The sequence below is a fragment of the Ruegeria sp. AP12 genome, assembly GCF_056540025.1.
Genome location: NZ_JBQFVZ010000001.1, coordinates 1,223,343 through 1,241,358 on the forward strand (window position 1 = coordinate 1,223,343; position 18,016 = coordinate 1,241,358).

An 18,016-nucleotide genomic window follows, 5' to 3' on the forward strand; every position below is an offset into this window, starting at 1 on the left:
CTTCTACCCCTCACAAAAATGTTTGCGACCGGATTACCGGACCGCAGCCCATAGACGCAAGGCCTGAGCTGTCTCGGCCACGTCATGCACGCGAATGATCTGCACACCTTGGGACAATCCGTCCAGAGCAAGGGCAATTGATCCCGGAGCGCGCGCAGTTTTTTGCGGCTCTTTCCCGATGGACCCGATGAACCCCTTGCGCGACACGCCCAGAAGGATCGGACAGCCCAACCCGTGAAACAGGCTGAGGTTGCGCAGAAGGTCCAGATTGTGCTGTTCGGTTTTGCCAAAGCCGATACCCGGGTCGACAATGATCAGATCGCGGCTCAGACCCAGTGTTTCCAGCCGCGTGATCTGACCTTCGAGGAAATCGTAAACATCCAGCACAACGTTGTCGTATTCGGGATTGTCCTGCATCGTGGCCGGGTCACCTTGCATATGCATGACACAAACCGGCGCGCCCAATTCAGCGCAAAACGGCGCGAGGTCCGGATCGAAGGTAAAGCCCGAGACATCGTTGACCAAACCTGCCCCGGCGGCGCAGGCGGCCTTGGCCACTGCGGCCTTGCGGGTGTCGATTGAGATCAAGGCTTCCGTTTCCGCCCGAATCGCTTCGATCAGCGGGCGCGTGCGGGCGATCTCTTCCGCTTCTGGGACAAAATCTGCACCGGGGCGGGTCGATTCTCCGCCAATGTCCAGAATGGTCGCGCCTTGCGCCACCATGTCAGCGGCCCCTGCCCGCGCACCCTCGACCGAGCTGTGAACGCCGCCATCCGAAAAGCTGTCAGGTGTCGCGTTCAGGATGCCCATGATATGCGGCTGCGCCATGTCCAGACCGGATATTGCTGCACGCTGGCGGCTGAGGCGTTGCAAAACATCGGCTGGAATTTCAGCCGCCGGGACGACCTTGGGCGCATCCAACCGCGACAGGGCTTCCGCATGTGTGAACCACAACGCCTGACCGGCCAAAGACACTGCACCATCCGGGCGGGCCGGGCCGTGCTGAACCAGCGGTCGGTAATAATGGCTCACAACTGCGCCTGATCGACGGCGACGGCGCGCAGGGGCGTCTTGGGTTCTTTCGGCAGCTCGCCACCGATCACCATCATCTCACTGGCTTCAAACGTCGCGGCAAACCACGCGGCCAGAGCAACCGCGTCCGACGGCGCGGCGGATGGGCCGTCCACCGCATCCAGAACGATCTTGGACGGGGCCCAGACGCAGATCTGGCCGTTTTTCATGGCCCAATCCAGCTCGGTCCGAGTCGAGACGACGACACAGCGATGATCCCGCGCGGCCAGAACCCAGGCGTTTTGTTCGATGGACAGCAGATCGATCCGGCGCTGCGTCATGGCATGGCCGGTCTGCGGCGCAGCCAGATCCGAGGCCCCGACGCACAGGATCAGCGGGCGCTGACGATTTTCCAGCTGATCGATCCAGCCTTTCAGATTGCCCGACGCAATCGCGTCATTGGACAGGAACACAAGGCGCGGATGCGGGCGTTCTTCTTCAACAACGTCATGATGAACGGCGTCCTTGCCGCGTACGATCTCTACCCCCAGCGCGCCGGGACCCCGATCCAGCTTTTCGATCCGCACGAAAACCCGAACGGCCTGAGGTTCCAGCAGGATGCGCTCGGCCACGCGCTCGGCGAGCGTTTCAAGCAGGTTCAGGCGTTCAGCCGCCAGTTCATAGGCGATGGCCTCGGTCACGCGGTCATAGGACAGGATACGGTCCACATCGTCGTCAATATCCGAGGTCAGCGGGCGCACCTCGACCACGATGTTAAAGCAGATGCGCTGCGTCGTGCCGCGCTCGGCCTGAAAGGCCCCAATTTCAACCTCGACAGTGTGGTCACGCAATGAGATGCGATCCAACGGCCCCCGGGGCGAGGTCGCCTCGGACCGCTCGGACGGGTGCGCAAAGGCAAGGCGGATTTCAGAACTCATGGGTCAGGCCTTCTCGGGCTTGCAGAACAGTTCGCCTAATTTAGGCGGTCCGAGGGGCTATAACACTCACACAAGCGCCATTCCAGCCGCTGATTGCGGCGTCAGGTGACGCGAAACCAACTCATCATACCCGCGGCGGCATGTCCCAGCATATGGCAATGCAACAGCCAATCACCGGGATTATCGGCAAATAACGCGATTTGACGGGTTTGTCCCCTCTCGATCAGAACCGTATCGCGCCACGGACCCAGCGCGCCGTCGTCCAAAACATGCCGGAAGTGGTGGCCATGCAGGTGCATCGCATGGGGGAATGCGGTCTCGTTCACGAACTCGATCCTGTGAAGGCTACCCAGAGACGCATCGAGAAAAGGATCCGACGGACGTTCGGCATATCCGTTCAATGCCCAGAACCGCCCCAACTGCGCCAACTCGCGCCCTGACAGGTCGGTCTCACCAATCCGAGCGCTTTCCAACCACCTCATGGCCCCGCCCTGCAGACGCATTCGATGCAGCGGGGCATCGTCAATCCCAGCGATTTCCGGCAGGGGATTAGGCGGTAGCGCGACTATGTCCGTCCGTTGAGCGTTGGCGGACGGACCGCCGATGTCGAAACGCGCCAATCCAAATGCCCCGTCGCGTTCAACACTTACAAGGCTTGCGGTCGGCCCATCAGCCACAACGTCAACGATCAAATCCGCCCTTTGCGCCGGGGCCAGTGGGAAGGACCCGCTCAGGGCAAGCGGCACTTCCAGCGGCATCCCGTCCAGAGCGACAATCCAGCCCGTAAGGCCATCCAAGTCCAGATCGTAGATCCGAGCGTTCGAGGCATTGATCAGCCGGAGCCTGAGCCGTTCGTTTCGACGCACCGGAAAGGCCGGATCGAACGAGCCGTTAACAGTGACAATGTTTCCAAGGCGTCCGGCATGGCTTAGGTCGTGGCCGTTGTTGAAATCGTCGGCAATCTGAGCCGTTTCCGGGTCGAGCCGCCAGTCATCCAGCATCAGGATCAGATCCTGATCGACATCCGGCGGTGCGGCCTCGTCAACGATCAAGGGACCGTATAGCCCGCGGGCAACCTGCTCCATCGACCGGTTATGGGCGTGGTACCAATATGTGCCCGCATCGGGGACGACGAATTCATACTTGAAAGCCCCGTCAGCTTCGACGACGTCTTGCGTCAAACCCGGTACACCGTCCATCGCGTTGTCTATTCGAATTCCGTGCCAATGAACCGAACTCGGCTGCGGAAGTCTGTTCACAAAGCGTTGCTGGACGCGCGTTCCCCGATTGTATCTGAGCGTCTCGCCCGGAACCGAGCCTCCATAGCTCCAGACTTCGGTTTCAGGAAACCCGTCAGGCGCAAGCTGTTGACTTGTAACACGCGCCTCAAGATGTGGGACGTTCGCCCTGACCGCAGCCGGCAAAAGCGAAGCCGCCGCAGCGGTTTGCAAAAATCTTCTTCTGTTGAATGGCATTACGGGCCTCCTGGCCCGCAATATAGACTGCAACTCGCCCCGCGCCATCAAGCTTCCAGCGCGGGTGCGTCAATCAGTTGCTCGCCGTCCGGTAGTTGTGGCGGTAGAAGATGTGCACGCCGATCCGCGCGGTCTGCTTGTAGACGCGTGACCAGGATGGGCGCACTGCCGTCGTGTGATAATGGGTCGCGCCTTCGGTCAGTTCCTTTGAAATCCCGTCCATCGCGGCCCGCGCGACTTTCGATACACGCTCAAAGGCTTTCTTTTCGTGGATCACCTCTTTGCGGCCATCGCAGGTATAGGTGAACTGGCACTGGTATTTCTTCCCGGTGCCCTGACGGATCACACCGCACAGGCTGTCAGGGAAACGGCTGCTTTTGACCCGGTTCAGGATCACTTCAGCCACGGCAAACTGTCCCCGCACGCTTTCGCCGCGGGCTTCGAAGTACAGCGCCTCGGACAGACATTTCCAGTTCTCGTCCCCGGTCGCTTTGGGTTGCTGATCCAGCCAGGCCTTCGAGTAGGAAACTTCGACCGGCGCAGCCGGCTTCCGAGGCTGGAACAGTTTGAAATAGTCACGGAAACTTTGCGCCGGCAATTCGTTGCGGGCGACAAGTTCTTCCTTGGCGGAATCGGTTGCTTCCCTCTCGGCGAAGGACGCACTTGGCAGCACGGTTGCCGCCAATGTGGCAACAGCCATTATGTAACGTAGCATCAGATAACCTCGCACAGGCACTTCTCGCGCCTAACCCTCCCCCGGCGGGCGCGACGAGGCATTTAGCGCAGTCCGGCGCAAACGTCCAGAACTGAAGGAAAAGCAAGTGGAAAATCGCTCGTGGGGAAGATTTTTTCCGCCACAAGTTCACCTGAAACCCACTAATCCTTGGGTTAAATGGCGCTGTCAACCCCCAAGTCTGGACGAAATCGCCAGTTGAGCGGCAGCCAGCCGAGCGACCGGTACTCGGAAGGGGGAACAGGACACATAGTCAAAGCCGAGGTCCCGACAAATCGCGATTGATTCGGGATTTCCGCCATGCTCGCCGCACACCGAAAGCGTCACATCGGGTTTTGCCAGACGCCCCCGTTCGGCCCCGAGTTTCAGCAATTCACCCACGCCATCGGGGTCCAGCACGTGAAACGGATCTTCGGTGAACACACCCTGACGGACATAAGCCGACATGAAACGCCCTGCGTCGTCACGCGACAGTCCATAGGTCATTTGGGTCAAGTCATTGGTGCCGAAGCTCAAAAAGGCGGTGCTGGGGGCGATTTCCTCGGCCCGCAGGCAGGCGCGCGGCGTTTCCACCATGACGCCCAGACGGTATTCAAACTCCTGCCCCTGCTCTGCCGCAACCGCTGCCGCGACCGAGTCGATGCGGGATTTCACCAGTTCGACCTCGCGCTTGGCCGACACCAATGGGATCATCACCTCGGGCACCACGGGGGCGCCGTTTTTGCTGGCCTCCAACGTCGCCTCAAAGATCGCGCGGGCCTGCATGTCATAGATTTCGGGCACGGTCACACCCAGACGCACACCGCGCAGGCCCAGCATCGGGTTATATTCGGTCATCGCAGCAACCCGGCGTTCCACATCCGAGACCGGCAAATCCAGCGCCTCGGCCAGTTCGCGCTGGCCACTGCGGGTGGTCGGCAGGAATTCGTGCAAAGGTGGGTCGAACAGGCGGATGCAGACCGGTTGACCTTCCATGATGCGGAACAGTTGCACGAAATCCTCGCGCTGCATGGGCAACAGACGTTCCAGCACAGCCTCACGCCCGGACGATGTTTGCGCAAAGATCATCTCGCGCATCACGATCAGACGGCCGGGATCAAAGAACATATGCTCGGTCCGGCACAGACCAATGCCCTGCGCCTGAAAGTTCCGGGCGGTTTGTGCATCGGCTGGCGTATCGGCGTTGGCGCGTATCTCGATATCGCGCTCGGCGTCGGCCCAGCCCATAAGCGTTTGAAAACAATCGTCCAAAGCGGCTTCCAGCATCGCGGGTTGCCCGGCCAGAACCTGCCCCGAGCTTCCGTCAATGGTCAGCACGTCCCCGGTTTTGAACACGCGCCCATCCGGGGCGGTCAGCATTTTCTTCTTGGTCTGAAAGCGGATGTCGGACGCGCCGACGATACAGGGCAGGCCCAGACCACGCCCGATCACCGCCGCATGGCTGGTCATGCCGCCCTTCTCGGTCAGCACGGCCACGGCGGCGTGCATCCCGCGCACATCCTCGGGCGAGGTTTCGCGGCGGACCAGAACACAGGCCTCGCCCCGCGCCGCGCTGGCCTGCGCTTCGGCGGCGGTAAACACGATCTTACCGGTCGAGGCTCCGGGGCTTGCGCCAATCGCCGTGGTCAGCACATCACGCTCGGCCTCGGGATGGACCTGACGGTGCAGCAGCTCGTTCAGCGCGTGGGGATCAACCCGCATTACCGCCTCTTGCTGCGGGATGATCCCGTCTTCGGCCAACCGAACGGCAATCCGCATCGCCGCACGCGCGGACCGCTGCACACGCACACCGTCCAGAATGTGCACGTGGCCGTTTTCAATCACGAACTCGACCTGCATTTCCTCGCGCAGCTTCTCGCGCATCAATGCGGCCTGTGCCTTCAGGTCGGCAAAAGCCTTAGGCGCCACCTCTTCCAGCGACTGCCCCCGCGGGTCCTTCTCAAGATACAGCGCCGAGACACCTTCGCCCAGCGCATCGCGCCCCTGACTCTGGCTCAGATACCGCCCCGTGATCTGGGGCATTCCGGTTTTGGAATCAACCAGTTGCAACACGCCCGAGCCGCATTCACCCTGCCCCACGCCGGGGATCATTTCCTGAATGACCAGCCCAAGCCCCGCATCTGCCGGGGCCCCTTTGGCCTGACGCAGCAACCGGGCCGACGTTCCGTCCCATGCCCGCGCCATCGAGCGCAGGACGCCCACCAACTGCTCGCCCCGATCCTGCGGAAAGGCCTCGTCGGTCTCATCTTCATAGGCGCGCAGACTGTCCCGCAATCCGTCCATACCGACGGTATCGATATCGTCAAATACGTCGGCATCCAGACGCGCCACGTGAATGGCATAGCTTTGCACAAATCGCAGCGACAAGGCTGCGGCGGCCTCGGACCCCATCTTTTCCGCTAAATCGCCGTATCGGGCTTCGTTCATACCAATATTCAGGATAGCCCCCGGACCACCCCAATCCGGATCTTCCGAACTGGGCCGCACGCACAGCAGGGCGTCTTCGTCAAACTGGTCCAGAATGGCCGCGATATCCGGCACCTGCCCTTCCGCAATGCGGTGAACTGCATCGAAAGACAACGCCACCGTGCGCGGCACCGGCATCTCAAGCCGGACCAGACGTTGCAGACATTTCGCCCGGCCGCCATGTGTATTGGCAGCGATGGGCGCTTTGGGCGTGATGAGCGTGGTATGCGGGTTATTCTGCACTGCGGCACCTTTTGGTTTCACCGCAGCATAGGCAGCTTTACCCCTTGCGCAAGGGTGATATGGGCGCGCAAGGCCGCGCGCCCGGTGTCTTAGCCTTCGATCTTGGTCAGATCGGCGACGCTGGAACAGATCGTGCGGATCTGGCTCAGCAGGTTCAGACGGTTGCGGCGCAGGATGTCGTTGTCAGTGTTGACCTGCACATCCTCAAAGAACGCATCCACCGGGCCACGCAAAGCGGCCATGGCGGCCATGGCGGTCGGGAAATCCTCGGCCTTCAGCGCCGGATCAATCTGCGCCTGCGCCTGATCCAGCGCGGCAAACAGCGCCTTTTCGCTGTCCGTTTCAGCAAATTTCACATCCGCACCGTAGGAGTATTCGACCCCGTCCTTCTCCTCGGCCTGCGTCAGGATGTTGTTGGCACGTTTGAAGCCCTGCACGAGGTTCTCCCCATCTTCGGTCGCAATCACCGCGTTCAGTGCGCGGGCACGTTTGACCAGCAGGTTGAGGTCGTCATTGCCCTCCATCGCGATACAGGCGTCGATGATGTCGTGACGGATGCCTTCGTCGCGGAGGAAGACTTTGAGGCGGTCGTGGAAGAAGGAGAGGAGGTCCATTGTGATTTCTTGCGACCTTTGAAGCGCATGCTCAAATTCTATTCTCTTTGCTTCAAATGTCTCAGACTTAGCTTCTTGTTCTTGCAGCCATTCAACAACTCCACGTGCCACGTCTAAGTCGGAAAGACTGCCTTCAATACTAGGTGCTTTAATGTGCTCTGACGTCTTAGAAATCTCAGCTGAAAGGGCGCGAAGGTTTTCTATTCCAGCTAGATGTTCAAATACTTGCCTAGTAAGCAGCCTGTTGGATAGCCTTGCTCTTACATCCTTCTCCAATACCAACCGAATTACCCCCAGCGCCGCGCGCCGCAGTGCAAATGGGTCTTTCGACCCGGTTGGCTTCTCATCAATCGCCCAGAACCCAGCCAGCGTATCCAGCTTGTCGGCTAGCGCCACGGTGACTGAGAGCGGCGCGGTCGGTACGTCATCCGAAGGACCCAGCGGCGAGTAATGCTCCTGCGCCACGGCGGCCACTGCGGCGTCTTCGCCTGCGGCTTCGATGTAATACCGCCCCATAAGCCCCTGAAGTTCGGGGAATTCATAGACCATCTCGGAACTTAGATCGGCCTTGGCCAGACGCGCGGCTTTCTCGGCCTGATCGGCATTCGCGCCGGTCACCGGGGCTAGTTCGCGGGCCAGCGCGGTGATGCGGTTGATGCGCTCGGCCTGTGTGCCCAGCTTGTTGTGGAAGGTCACGTTCTCCAACGCGCGGGTCCATTGGGCGATGTCCGATTTGGCAACGCGCAGGTCATTCTCCCAGAAGAATTTCGCATCGGCCAGACGAGCCGAGAGCACCTTCTGGTTCCCGGCCAAAATCGTCGCGCCATTGTCGGCGGTTTCGCGGTTGGCGACGGTGATGAAGCGCTCGATCCGACCCGTTTTGGGGTTCTTCACCGAAAAGAACTTCTGGTGTTCCTTCATCGAGGTCTGCAGCACCTCGGGCGGCAATTCGAGGAATTCCTCATCGATCTGCCCCATCAGCACCACGGGCCATTCGACCAAACCGGCCACCTCGGCCAGCAGGCCCTTGTCCTCGACCACTTCCAGACCGGCGGCAAAGGCCATGTTCTGGGCGTCGTTCCAGATATGCTCGGCGCGCTCGCTGGGCGACAGAACAACGAAAGCGCGTTTCAGTTGGGCGGCGTAATCCTCAAAGGAGTTAACCGAGAACTGGTTCGGCGCCATGAAGCGGTGGCCAGCCGTGGTGTCACCGGCTTTGATTCCCTCGATCTCCAACGGCACGACCTGCGAGCCGGTCTCATCATTTAAGATGCATAGGATCGAATGCAGTGGGCGCACCCAGCGCATTGGACCACTGCCCCAGCGCATCGACTTGGGCCAGGGGAAGTTGCGGATGGTCGCCTCAAGCACTTCGGCCACGATTTCGGCCGCCGGACGCCCGGCTTTTTCGATAGTCGCAAAGTACACCGCGCCTTTGGGCGTATCACGCTCCTCAAGCTGGTCGCGGGTCAGGCCCGCGCCACGCAGGAAGCCCTCGATCGCTTTGTCCGGCGCGCCGACCTTGGGGCCTTTGCGTTCTTCGCGGAGCGTAGGGCTTTCCGCCAGCAGCCCTTCGACCGCCAGCGTCAGGCGGCGGGGCGTGGTCAGGGCGGCGGCCCCGGCATAGGTCAGACCGGCCTCGACCAGACCATCGGTGATCCGCTTTTTCAGGTCCTCACCGGCGCGGGTCTGCATACGCGCGGGGATCTCCTCGGAAAACAGTTCGATCAGCAGGTCGGGCATTTTCGGTCCTTAGAATGAAACGATCGTCTGGATGACGATGGCATTGGCGATATCCACAAAGAATGCGGATACAAGGGGCAGCACGATAAAGGCAATAGGCGACGGGCCATATCGCTTGGTTACGGCGGTCATATTGGCAATCGCGGTGGGGGTTGCGCCGAGGGCGAAGCCCCCGAACCCTGCTGCAAGCACGGCGGCGCGGTAGTTCGAGCCCATGACCGGGAACAGAACCCAGATCACAAAGACGACGGCAAACAGGGTTTGCGCCGTCATGATGACGACGATGGCCAGCCCCAGTTCCGCGATTGTCCAAAGCTGCAGGCTCATCAGCGACATGGCCAGAAACGCGCCCAGCGAGAATTCCGAGATCAGCGCCAGCGAAGGAGTGCGCGACACTTGCGGTGCATTCGGGGCAATCCAGTCGCGTAGGTTGGCGATTACGATTCCCATGATCAGGCACGGAACAAACAGCGGTAGTTTCAGCCCGGCGGCCGTGATCGCCTCGCTCAGCACATATCCGAAGATGATCGCGAGGTTGAGGTGCAGAAGGACGCGCATGATCGTCAGGTGATCGATCTTGGAATTGCGCTCGTCCGCATCATCGGGAAGGCCGATAGTGTGTTCCTCATCCGGGCGCGCCGGTTGCAGGTTCCGGCCCTCAACCAGAACCCGCGCAATCGGCCCGCCGACAAGCGCGGCAAGAACAAGGCCAAGGGTCGCCACCGCGACACCCAGCTCGGTCGCACCGTCCAGGCCAGTCACTTCGGCCACATCCGGGGCCCAGGCAATCGCCGTTCCGTGCCCACCGATCAGGGAGGCTGAGCCAAACAGCACCCCGGCCTGCGCGGGATAGCCGAAAGTCACCGCCCCGGCAGCACCAATCACGTTCTGGAAGACGATAGTTGCAAGCGTCAGGATAAGCAGCAAAAACAGCGGCTTGCCGCCTGCAATCAAATCAGACAGCCGCGCATTCAGGCCGATCCCTGCAAAGAACACAACCAACAGGAAATCACGGGCCGCGAGGCCGAAGCTGAGTTCCAGATCAAACAGAAGATACAGCCCCAGCACGACAAGAGACGCCAACAGACCTCCGGTCACCGGCTCGGGGATGTTGAACTGGCGCAGCGCCGCGACCCGAGCGTTGACCTCGGCCCCGATCAGGTAGACCGCGAAGCCCAGCGTCGCCGTTAGAAAATCCGGGATCTGCAAGGTCTGCGCGTCCATGGCGTTTTAACTTTCAGGCCGGGGCGGGCATTCTTCGCCTACAACGGTGCCGTCATAGGCCTTTTCGCCACAATTGTTCAGCGCGTGCCAGATGTAACCTTTGCCATCCTGTGTGACAGCCACGATCCGATCCACGCCATAGTGGATATTCTTCTGCCCGATGAATGCCTGCGCCCGACCGGATTTCAGCGCATCTGCCAGAGCGACCGCATCGTAACAATCAAACCAGCCCGGCGCGGTCAGGGGGGTCGCCTCGTCCGCCAACTGGTACGTCGATTGCAACTCATCCAGCGTCAGATCGGTGTCGAAACAGGCCCGAAACCGGATCGGAGAACTGTCGGCGTCGATCGCCTGAAAACCCGAATATTCGATCGCAATCGGTGCATCGGCCCCGTCGACCAGCAGCACCACGTCCTCACCCGGCGATGGCGTGACATCGTAATAGAACCCATAGACCTGCAAATAATACATCCCGCCGCCCGCAAGCGCGGCGGACACCAGAAGAAGGATGGCGAGCAATTTGCCAGTCATGTTTTGAAGGTCCCTCGTTCGCAGTCTTTCTCAGGTATTTCAGAGGTAGCGCGTGCTGCAGGACAGTACAGTCCGCCCGTCGCCCGCTGTCCAACTCTCAGTCCAAGGTCACCAAATCCCTGTGACCCTTGAGGTCGTGTTTCCCGTTGGACGCATCAGGCCGCGTGCCCTGCGGCCTCGGTCTGAACAAAGGCATCCGCGCATTGTTTGGCCAGCGCCCGCACGCGCCCGATATAGGCCTGCCGTTCGGTCACCGAGATTACGCCGCGCGCGTCCAGCAGGTTGAAGATGTGCGACGCCTTGATGCACTGATCGTAAGCCGGATGCGCCATGATGATGCGCTTGCCGGTTTTCGGGTCGTCATGTTCCTGCGCCAGAATAGCGGCGCATTCGGCCTCGGCCTCTTCGAAATGGCGCAGCAGCACTTCGGTATTGGCCACGTCAAAGTTCCAGCGGGCGTATTCCTCTTCTGTCTGCTTGAAGATGTCGCCATAGGTCAGCGGGCTGGGGGATTGCGGGTCGTTGAACGGCATGTCCATCACGTGATCGATGCCCAGCACATACATCGCCAGACGTTCCAGCCCATAGGTCAGTTCACCCGAGACCGGGGCGCAGTCATGGCCGCCGACCTGTTGGAAATAGGTGAACTGGCTGACCTCCATCCCGTCGCACCAAACCTCCCATCCCAGCCCCCAGGCGCCCAGGGTGGGGCTTTCCCAGTCATCCTCGACGAACCGGATGTCGTGCAGGTCCATATCGATGCCGATGGCCTGCAGCGAGCCCAGATACAGCTCTTGCAGATCCGGCGGGCTGGGTTTGATCAGCACCTGATACTGGTAGTAATGCTGCAACCGGTTGGGATTCTCACCATACCGCCCGTCGGTCGGGCGGCGCGAGGGTTGCACATAGGCCGCGGCCCAGGCCTTGGATCCCAGCGCGCGCAACGTGGTCGCCGGGTGGAAGGTCCCTGCCCCGACCTCCATGTCATAGGGTTGCAGGATCGCACAGCCCTTGGACGCCCAATAGGTCTGAAGCCGCAGGATAATTTCCTGAAAAGAACGCGGTGCGCTGGACGGTTCGGTCATGACATTCCCTTTGGGCGTCGCTTGCGCCCTGTTCCGGTCGGTTTTGCCCTTCCTATGCAAGGGGCCAAGGGGCGTCAACGGGCCAATGGCCCTATGCTGTATCTGCACGGCCACACACTAAATTCCCAGTATTCCCGCCATGGCATTTGAAGAATGAAATCGCGTATTCTGCGGCAAAGCACCAACACTGCATAAACGGGCAGACAATGACACGAGTTTTAACGGCATTTCTTTTGTTTCTTCTATTCGGCCTGCACGCCGCATCCGCTCAGCAAGACCAGGGCGTTTGGGTACAGGTCGAGGCTCAGCCTTCCTTGCGCGAGGCGCAGGAGCGCGCGCAGGTTTACGCCAGCGCCCTGCCCGATGTGAACGGGTTTCGTCTGAACAGCGGCTGGTACGCCATCGTCATTGGGCCTTACGCCCGCAGCGATGCCGAACAGGTTCTGCGCGTCTACCGCGCCGAAGGGGAAATCCCCCGCGACAGCTTCATCGCATTCTCCAGCGCCTTTGGTCAGCAGTTCTGGCCGGTCGGCGCCAACCTGCTGGACCGTGGAATCGCCACACCACCGGTAGAGCCCGAACCGCAGCCGGAACAAAACCTGTCCGAGGTGACACCGCAAGCGTCCGACGAAACCCGCGCGCAGGCGCTGCAATCCGAACGACTGCTGAGCGCGCAGGAACGGAAGGACCTGCAAACCGCGCTACAGGCCGCAGGGTTCTATAACTCGACCATCGACGGAGCATTCGGGCAAGGCACGCGCCGGTCGATGGGCGACTGGCAGCGCTTTAACGGCTATGAGCCGACCGGCGTTCTGACCACCTTGCAGCGTAAGGCGCTGATTGATGACTATAACGCGCCGCTGATCAGCGTTGGCATGGCGCAATACGTGGACGATAAGGCCGGTATTGCGATGGACATGCCTTTGCAGGCATTGGCGTTTGATCGCTACGAAGCCCCCTTTGCCCATTTCAAGTCTGGTTCGGATATCGGAGCCAAGGCGCTGCTGATTTCTCAGGAAGGCGACAGATCCACGCTGCGCGCGTTGTATGAGGTGATGCAATCGCTGGAAATCGTACCGCTGGATGGCCCGCGCGAGCTGCGCGGCGACCGATTCTCGCTGGAAGGGCGCGGCAATGGCGTTGTTTCGTTCACGCAAGCCAAGCTGGAAGACGGGCGGATCAAAGGATTCACGCTGGTCTGGCCCGAAGGCGATGAGGCGCGCCGCCTGCGCGTTCTGGCGGCCATGGCGTCCAGCTTTGCGACCACCGACGCAGTTCTGGACGCAACCGCCGGGGCCAATTTGGATCAGCGGATCGATCTGGTTTCGGGCCTGCAAGTGCGCAAACCGCGCCTGTCCCGCTCGGGCTTTTTTGCCGATACAAGCGGCGCGGTACTGACCGTGTCCGAGGCGGCGGACAATTGCACCCGGATCACACTGGATGGCGATCAGGAGGTTCAGGTCGCCTGGACCGATACCGATCTGGGTGTTTCCGTCTTGCGCCCCAACCAAAGCCTGGCCCCGATGAGCGTTGCCGCTTTCAGCGCAGGCACCCCGCGCATTCAGTCCGAAGTGGCGGTGTCCGGGTATTCCTATCAGGGCGCACTGGGCGCCCCGACCCTGACCTATGGGCAAATTGCGGATGTTCGTGGTCTGAACGGTGAAGAAGGGGTCAAACGTCTGGCCCTGAACGCCCAACCCGGCGATGCCGGAGGCCCCGTGTTCAACGACAGCGGCAATGTGGTGGGCATGTTGCTGCCGACACCCACCGAAGGACGCACCCTGCCCGCCTCGGTCAGCCTTGCGGCGACTGCGGATCGTTTGACGGACGTTCTGACACAGGCAGGCGTTTCCGGTCAGTCCGGCCCTGAAGAGGCAACGCAAATCTCGCCGAACGAATTGAACCGCCGCGCAACGGGAATGACTGTTCTGGTTCATTGCTGGGACTGATCCCAGCCCTATCCGCAGAAAAAGAAACGCCGCAGAATTCTGCGGCGTTTTCTTATTTCAGGATATCCGGCGTGACGTGGATCAGCGTTGGAACCGGCGCAGCAAACGCGGCCTTCACCGCCTCTTGCAGTGCGACCAGAGTGTCGGGCGCGGCGGACCGTGCCCCAAACGCCTCGGCCAGTTTGCAGAAATCGGGATTGCGCGCCACGACCGCATTTGGTGCGATCTGGCTGCGGACCATGCTGTCCTCGATCTCTTTCAGTTTGCCGTTGTCCCATAGGATGATCGGCAGCGACAGGCCCAGTTCGACCGCAATGCCCAGTTCCTGCATCGTATAGTGAAACCCGTAATCCCCGGCGATCACAGCGGTTGGTTTGCCTCGCCGCGCCACAGCCCCGCCAACCCCCGCTGGCAGGCCATAGCCCAAGGTGCCAAAGCCGGTTGGGTGGTGCCAGTGATGGGGACAGGCCATATCCCAGACCTCTTTCGCGACATAGGCAAACTGGGTCATATCGGAATAGATCATCGTGTCGGCGGGCATCGTGGCGCGCAGAGCGTCAAGGATCGGTACGATGCCCGGACGTTCGGCATCAACCTCGGCCCGCCAACGCGCGCGCGCCTCGGCCACCTCTTCCTGCGTCCAGCCGGTGGCCGGATTCGCGTCTTCGGTGGCGACCCAAAGGGCGCGGGCAAAGCTTGTGCTATCCGCCTGAATCTTGATTGCAGCGCGGTGATGGTCTGACAGCACCTCGGGGTCCAGATCGACGCGGATCAAAGTGGCCGAGTGCCCCAGCTCTTTCCGCCAAAGATCAACCTCACCCAGTTCAGCCCCCACCGCGATCACCAAATCGGCCGAGGCGATCACCTCGGCGCTGCCGGGACGCGGCAACATCGAGCCGAAGTCCAGAGGATAGTTCGCGCCAACCATGCCACGTCCGGCATAGGTGGTGAAACAAGCCGCACCCACCTGCGTCAAAATCTGCCGCCAGTCATTCGACCGGCATCCGCCACCCAGAATGAACAAGGGACGTTTCGCGATGTTCAGCAAGGACACAACCGGTGCCACATCTGGCGGCAAAGCCTTGGTCCGCAGCGCGGGTTGATTCGGAAACGGAGCCGGATCGGCATCCGCCTCAAGCTGTGCGATCGGCACCTGAACGTGCTTGGGGCGGGGCCGCGACAGCTCGAATTCTTCAAATGCGCGTTCGATCAGGCCATAGGCGGCCTGTGCGGTGTTCGCCTGTGCGGACCAATCGGCGACTGTACCCGCCGCCCCTTGCTGATCCTTCATTTGATGCAGTTGCCCCCGCTGCGCGTGTGTCTCGCCCAGACAAGAGGACAGAACCAGCATGGGCACCGAGTCGCTATAGGCCTGCCCCATAGGCGTCATGGTATTGCACAGACCCGGCCCGGTGATCACATAAGCCACGCCCGGCTTGCCCGTCGCGCGCGCATATCCGTCGGCCATGAAGCCTGCCCCCTGCTCGTGCCGGGCCAGAACATGGTTGATCCCGGCCTCTTCGATGCCGCGGTACATTTCCTGATTGTGAACTCCGGGAATACCAAAGATCACGTCAACGCCACGATCCCTGAGCATATGCGAGATCTGCGCGCCAAGAGCTCTTTTCATCAGCTTCTCCAAAATTGAACGGTGAAGATTGCGTAAACGGCCAGCAACTCAAGCCGTCCGACCAGCATGCCGATGGTCAGCAGCCATTTCGCCGAGTCGTTCAGCCCGGCAAAATTACCCGCCGGACCGATCTGATCGCCCAGCCCCGGCCCCACGTTGGCCAGTGCTGTCGCCGCCCCCGAGACCGATGTTATGAAATCCAAACCGGTCAGGGCCAGCGCCCAGGACAGGACGCCCATGGACAACACGAAGAACATGAAGAAACTCATGACCGAAGTCAGGACATCGCGGCTGACAGGGCGTCCGTCGTAAAGCGGCATGAACACCCCATGCGGGGACCGGATGCGCCGGATCTGAGTTTTGATCGATGCAAACAGCAACTGGTACCGGAACACCTTGATCGAACAGGCGGTCGAGCCCGCGCAGCCGCCGATCAGGCCGATCAGGAAAAACAGCATCACCGGGAAACTGCCCCAGGTCATGTAGTTGACGCTGGCATAGCCGGTGCCCGAGATGATCGAGGTGATGTTGAACAGCGACTCGCGGAAGGCGCGCTCCCAGTGGTGCGGAAAGACGGACATCAGGAAGACGGCCATGACAACGACCAGAACGAAGATCGTCGCCAGAAACGCCTTGATCTGACTGTCCTGCCAAAGTGAGTTGGTCTTGCCGTTGGCCAATTGCACATAGCGGACAAACGGCAGCGCGGCGAGGATCATGAACACCGAGGCCGCATATTCCGCCGGACCGGTGAAGGTCGCGAACGAGGAATCGTAGTTCGAAAAGCCACCCGTTGCGATGGTGGTCATGGAATGAACTGTGGCGTCAAAGAAGCTCATCCCGAAGCTGGCGTACACCAGTCCGCACGCCAGTGTCAGAAACACGTAGATCAGGGAAATCTGGCCCGCAATCTCTTGCGCGCGCGGCAGGATTTTTCCCATGGTTTCAAACCCTTCCGAGCGGAAGATCTGCATCCCACCCACGCGCAGCTCGGGCAGGAACACCATGGCGACAACGATGATGCCGATGCCGCCCAACCATTGCAGGATGCCGCGCCACAACAAAAGGCCCTGTGGCAGATCATCCAGCCCGGATATTACGGTCGAGCCTGTGGTCGTCAGGCCGGACATCGCCTCGAAATACGCGTCGACAAAGCGCAGTTCCGTTTCACCGAACAGAAACGGGATCGCGCCAAAGACCGGCAGCGCGACCCAGACGCCGGTTGTCAGCACAAAGGTCTGCCGGATGGTCAGCCCTTCGCCCACACCGTTCGAGCAGCTCATGGCCAGAACCGACCCGGTCAGCATGGTGATGATCGCGCTTTCCAGGAACACATACCATTCGCCGCGCCCTTCGATCAGGTCCGCGAGCATAGGAAACAGCATGGTCGCCCCTAGAATGGCGACCAGCAAGCCAATCACATATCCGACCGGGCGAATGTCCATCATGAGGCGCAGCGTTGGCGCGCCTGCCCGACCGTGTCAAGCCGATGATCCGCGATTACTCGTCGGATTTTGCAACAGGTTGCGGCATCACCGGTGGTTTTGAAGGCGCACGGGTGCGGCGCGCCTGCGGCTTAGGCGCCTCGGACGCGGCAGGTTTTGCCGTCTCGGGCGCTTTTGCCGGAGCCGCCTGAACAGGCTTGGCCGCAGGTTTCGGCGCTTGGGCAGTTTTGACCTTGGGCGCGGTTTTTGCGACCGCTGCTTTGCGTGGGGCGGGTTTGGCAGCCGGAGTCTTGGGCGCAGTTTTGGCCACCACCGTTTTTTCCGGCGTAGGTTTCGCTGCAGCTTGCTGTGCGGGAGCCGGCTTTGCCTCGGTGGTCTTTGCAAGAGGTGCCGCAGGTTTTGGCGCGGGCGCTGCGGCTTTGCCGGGCGCTTTCGCCTCAGCCTCGGGCTTCACAGCCGGCTTGGCCACAGCGCGTGGTTTGGCGGTAAACTTGGCCGCAGGTGCCGATTTGGGCTTGGCCGCCGCAGGTTTCTTGACCGGGGTCGCCGCTGCACGCTTGGTAACCGGCTTGGTCGCAACGGGCTTGGCCTCTGCCGGAGCGGGTTTGGATGCCGTATTGTGCAACGCGTGGACCGGGGCCATGGGCAGTTCCAACGCCGAACGCGCCATGATCTGCATGATCTGGATTTGGCTCACCATGGCGTAACCTGCCACGCGAAACGCCGCTGCCTGAAGTTCCAGCGGTTGGGTAATCGGATTCATTACATGTCTCTCCTGTAAAAGCGATGCAGCCAGGTCTGTGAGAGTGTAAGACCCGCCCCGCTCCGATCGCTCGGGCGGCAGGTTGGGTATTGCAGTCCAAGGCGTGGCACGTCTCGGTGTCCCTCCGGGGCGGCACGCGCACAGAACGCAGGCGTGCCGCAGCTGC

13 protein-coding genes are annotated in these 18,016 nt (G+C 61.0%); 1 reads left to right on the forward strand and 12 read right to left on the reverse strand.

The features are described from left to right. Positions 1-33: 33 nt before the first annotated feature. The 9 genes from folP to ACR0E6_RS06170 form a co-directional block, all read right to left on the reverse strand. A complete protein-coding gene (gene folP, locus ACR0E6_RS06130; protein WP_480581633.1) occupies positions 34-1,032 on the reverse strand; it encodes a dihydropteroate synthase in 999 nt (332 codons plus the stop codon). After that, positions 1,029-1,949 carry a dihydroneopterin aldolase gene (locus ACR0E6_RS06135; protein WP_170517894.1) on the reverse strand — a complete coding sequence of 307 codons (921 nt, stop codon included), beginning with the start codon at positions 1,947-1,949 and terminating at the stop codon, positions 1,029-1,031. Before ACR0E6_RS06135 ends, folP begins: the two co-directional genes overlap by 4 nt. Positions 1,950-2,050: 101 nt before the next feature. Beyond that, positions 2,051-3,424, reverse strand: coding sequence for a multicopper oxidase family protein (locus ACR0E6_RS06140; RefSeq protein ID WP_480581635.1), 1,374 nt, complete (start codon positions 3,422-3,424; stop codon positions 2,051-2,053). A gap of 73 nt (positions 3,425-3,497) precedes the next feature. Then, complete coding sequence (locus ACR0E6_RS06145; RefSeq protein ID WP_480581637.1) at positions 3,498-4,139, reverse strand: cell wall hydrolase; 642 nt, start codon at positions 4,137-4,139, stop codon at positions 3,498-3,500. A gap of 186 nt (positions 4,140-4,325) precedes the next feature. After that, positions 4,326-6,887, reverse strand: coding sequence for a putative PEP-binding protein (locus ACR0E6_RS06150; RefSeq protein WP_480581639.1), 2,562 nt, complete (start codon positions 6,885-6,887; stop codon positions 4,326-4,328). Positions 6,888-6,955: 68 nt separating this feature from the next. Then, positions 6,956-9,223, reverse strand: a complete 2,268-nt coding sequence (gene glyS / locus ACR0E6_RS06155) for a glycine--tRNA ligase subunit beta (RefSeq protein WP_480581641.1) — start codon at positions 9,221-9,223, stop codon at positions 6,956-6,958. A 9-nt stretch (positions 9,224-9,232) separates the two neighbouring features. Beyond that, positions 9,233-10,447, reverse strand: coding sequence for a sodium/glutamate symporter (gene gltS / locus ACR0E6_RS06160; protein WP_480581643.1), 1,215 nt, complete (start codon positions 10,445-10,447; stop codon positions 9,233-9,235). A gap of 6 nt (positions 10,448-10,453) precedes the next feature. Then, positions 10,454-10,978, reverse strand: coding sequence for a DUF6446 family protein (locus ACR0E6_RS06165; RefSeq protein WP_480581645.1), 525 nt, complete (start codon positions 10,976-10,978; stop codon positions 10,454-10,456). Positions 10,979-11,133: 155 nt separating this feature from the next. Then, on the reverse strand, positions 11,134-12,063 hold the full coding sequence (locus ACR0E6_RS06170) for a glycine--tRNA ligase subunit alpha (RefSeq protein ID WP_170453078.1): 930 nt from the start codon (positions 12,061-12,063) through the stop codon (positions 11,134-11,136). A gap of 206 nt (positions 12,064-12,269) precedes the next feature. Between ACR0E6_RS06170 and ACR0E6_RS06175 the strand changes: the two genes are divergently transcribed. Beyond that, complete coding sequence (locus tag ACR0E6_RS06175; RefSeq protein ID WP_480581647.1) at positions 12,270-14,012, forward strand: serine protease; 1,743 nt, start codon at positions 12,270-12,272, stop codon at positions 14,010-14,012. A 52-nt stretch (positions 14,013-14,064) separates the two neighbouring features. On the opposite strand, the gene ACR0E6_RS06180 is transcribed toward ACR0E6_RS06175, so the two are convergent. The 3 genes from ACR0E6_RS06180 to ACR0E6_RS06190 are packed head-to-tail and all read right to left on the reverse strand — an operon-like array spanning position 14,065 to position 17,850. Continuing rightward, the gene (locus ACR0E6_RS06180) at positions 14,065-15,642 is read right to left on the reverse strand and encodes a 5-guanidino-2-oxopentanoate decarboxylase (protein WP_480581649.1); all 1,578 of its coding nucleotides are present in this window, start codon (positions 15,640-15,642) and stop codon (positions 14,065-14,067) included. Further along, positions 15,642-17,090, reverse strand: a complete 1,449-nt coding sequence (locus tag ACR0E6_RS06185; protein ID WP_170451465.1) for a TrkH family potassium uptake protein — start codon at positions 17,088-17,090, stop codon at positions 15,642-15,644. Before ACR0E6_RS06185 ends, ACR0E6_RS06180 begins: the two co-directional genes overlap by 1 nt. A 52-nt stretch (positions 17,091-17,142) precedes the next feature. After that, positions 17,143-17,850: a hypothetical protein gene (locus ACR0E6_RS06190; RefSeq protein ID WP_480581652.1), complete on the reverse strand. Its 708-nt coding sequence runs from the start codon at positions 17,848-17,850 to the stop codon at positions 17,143-17,145. Positions 17,851-18,016: the final 166 nt, after the last annotated feature.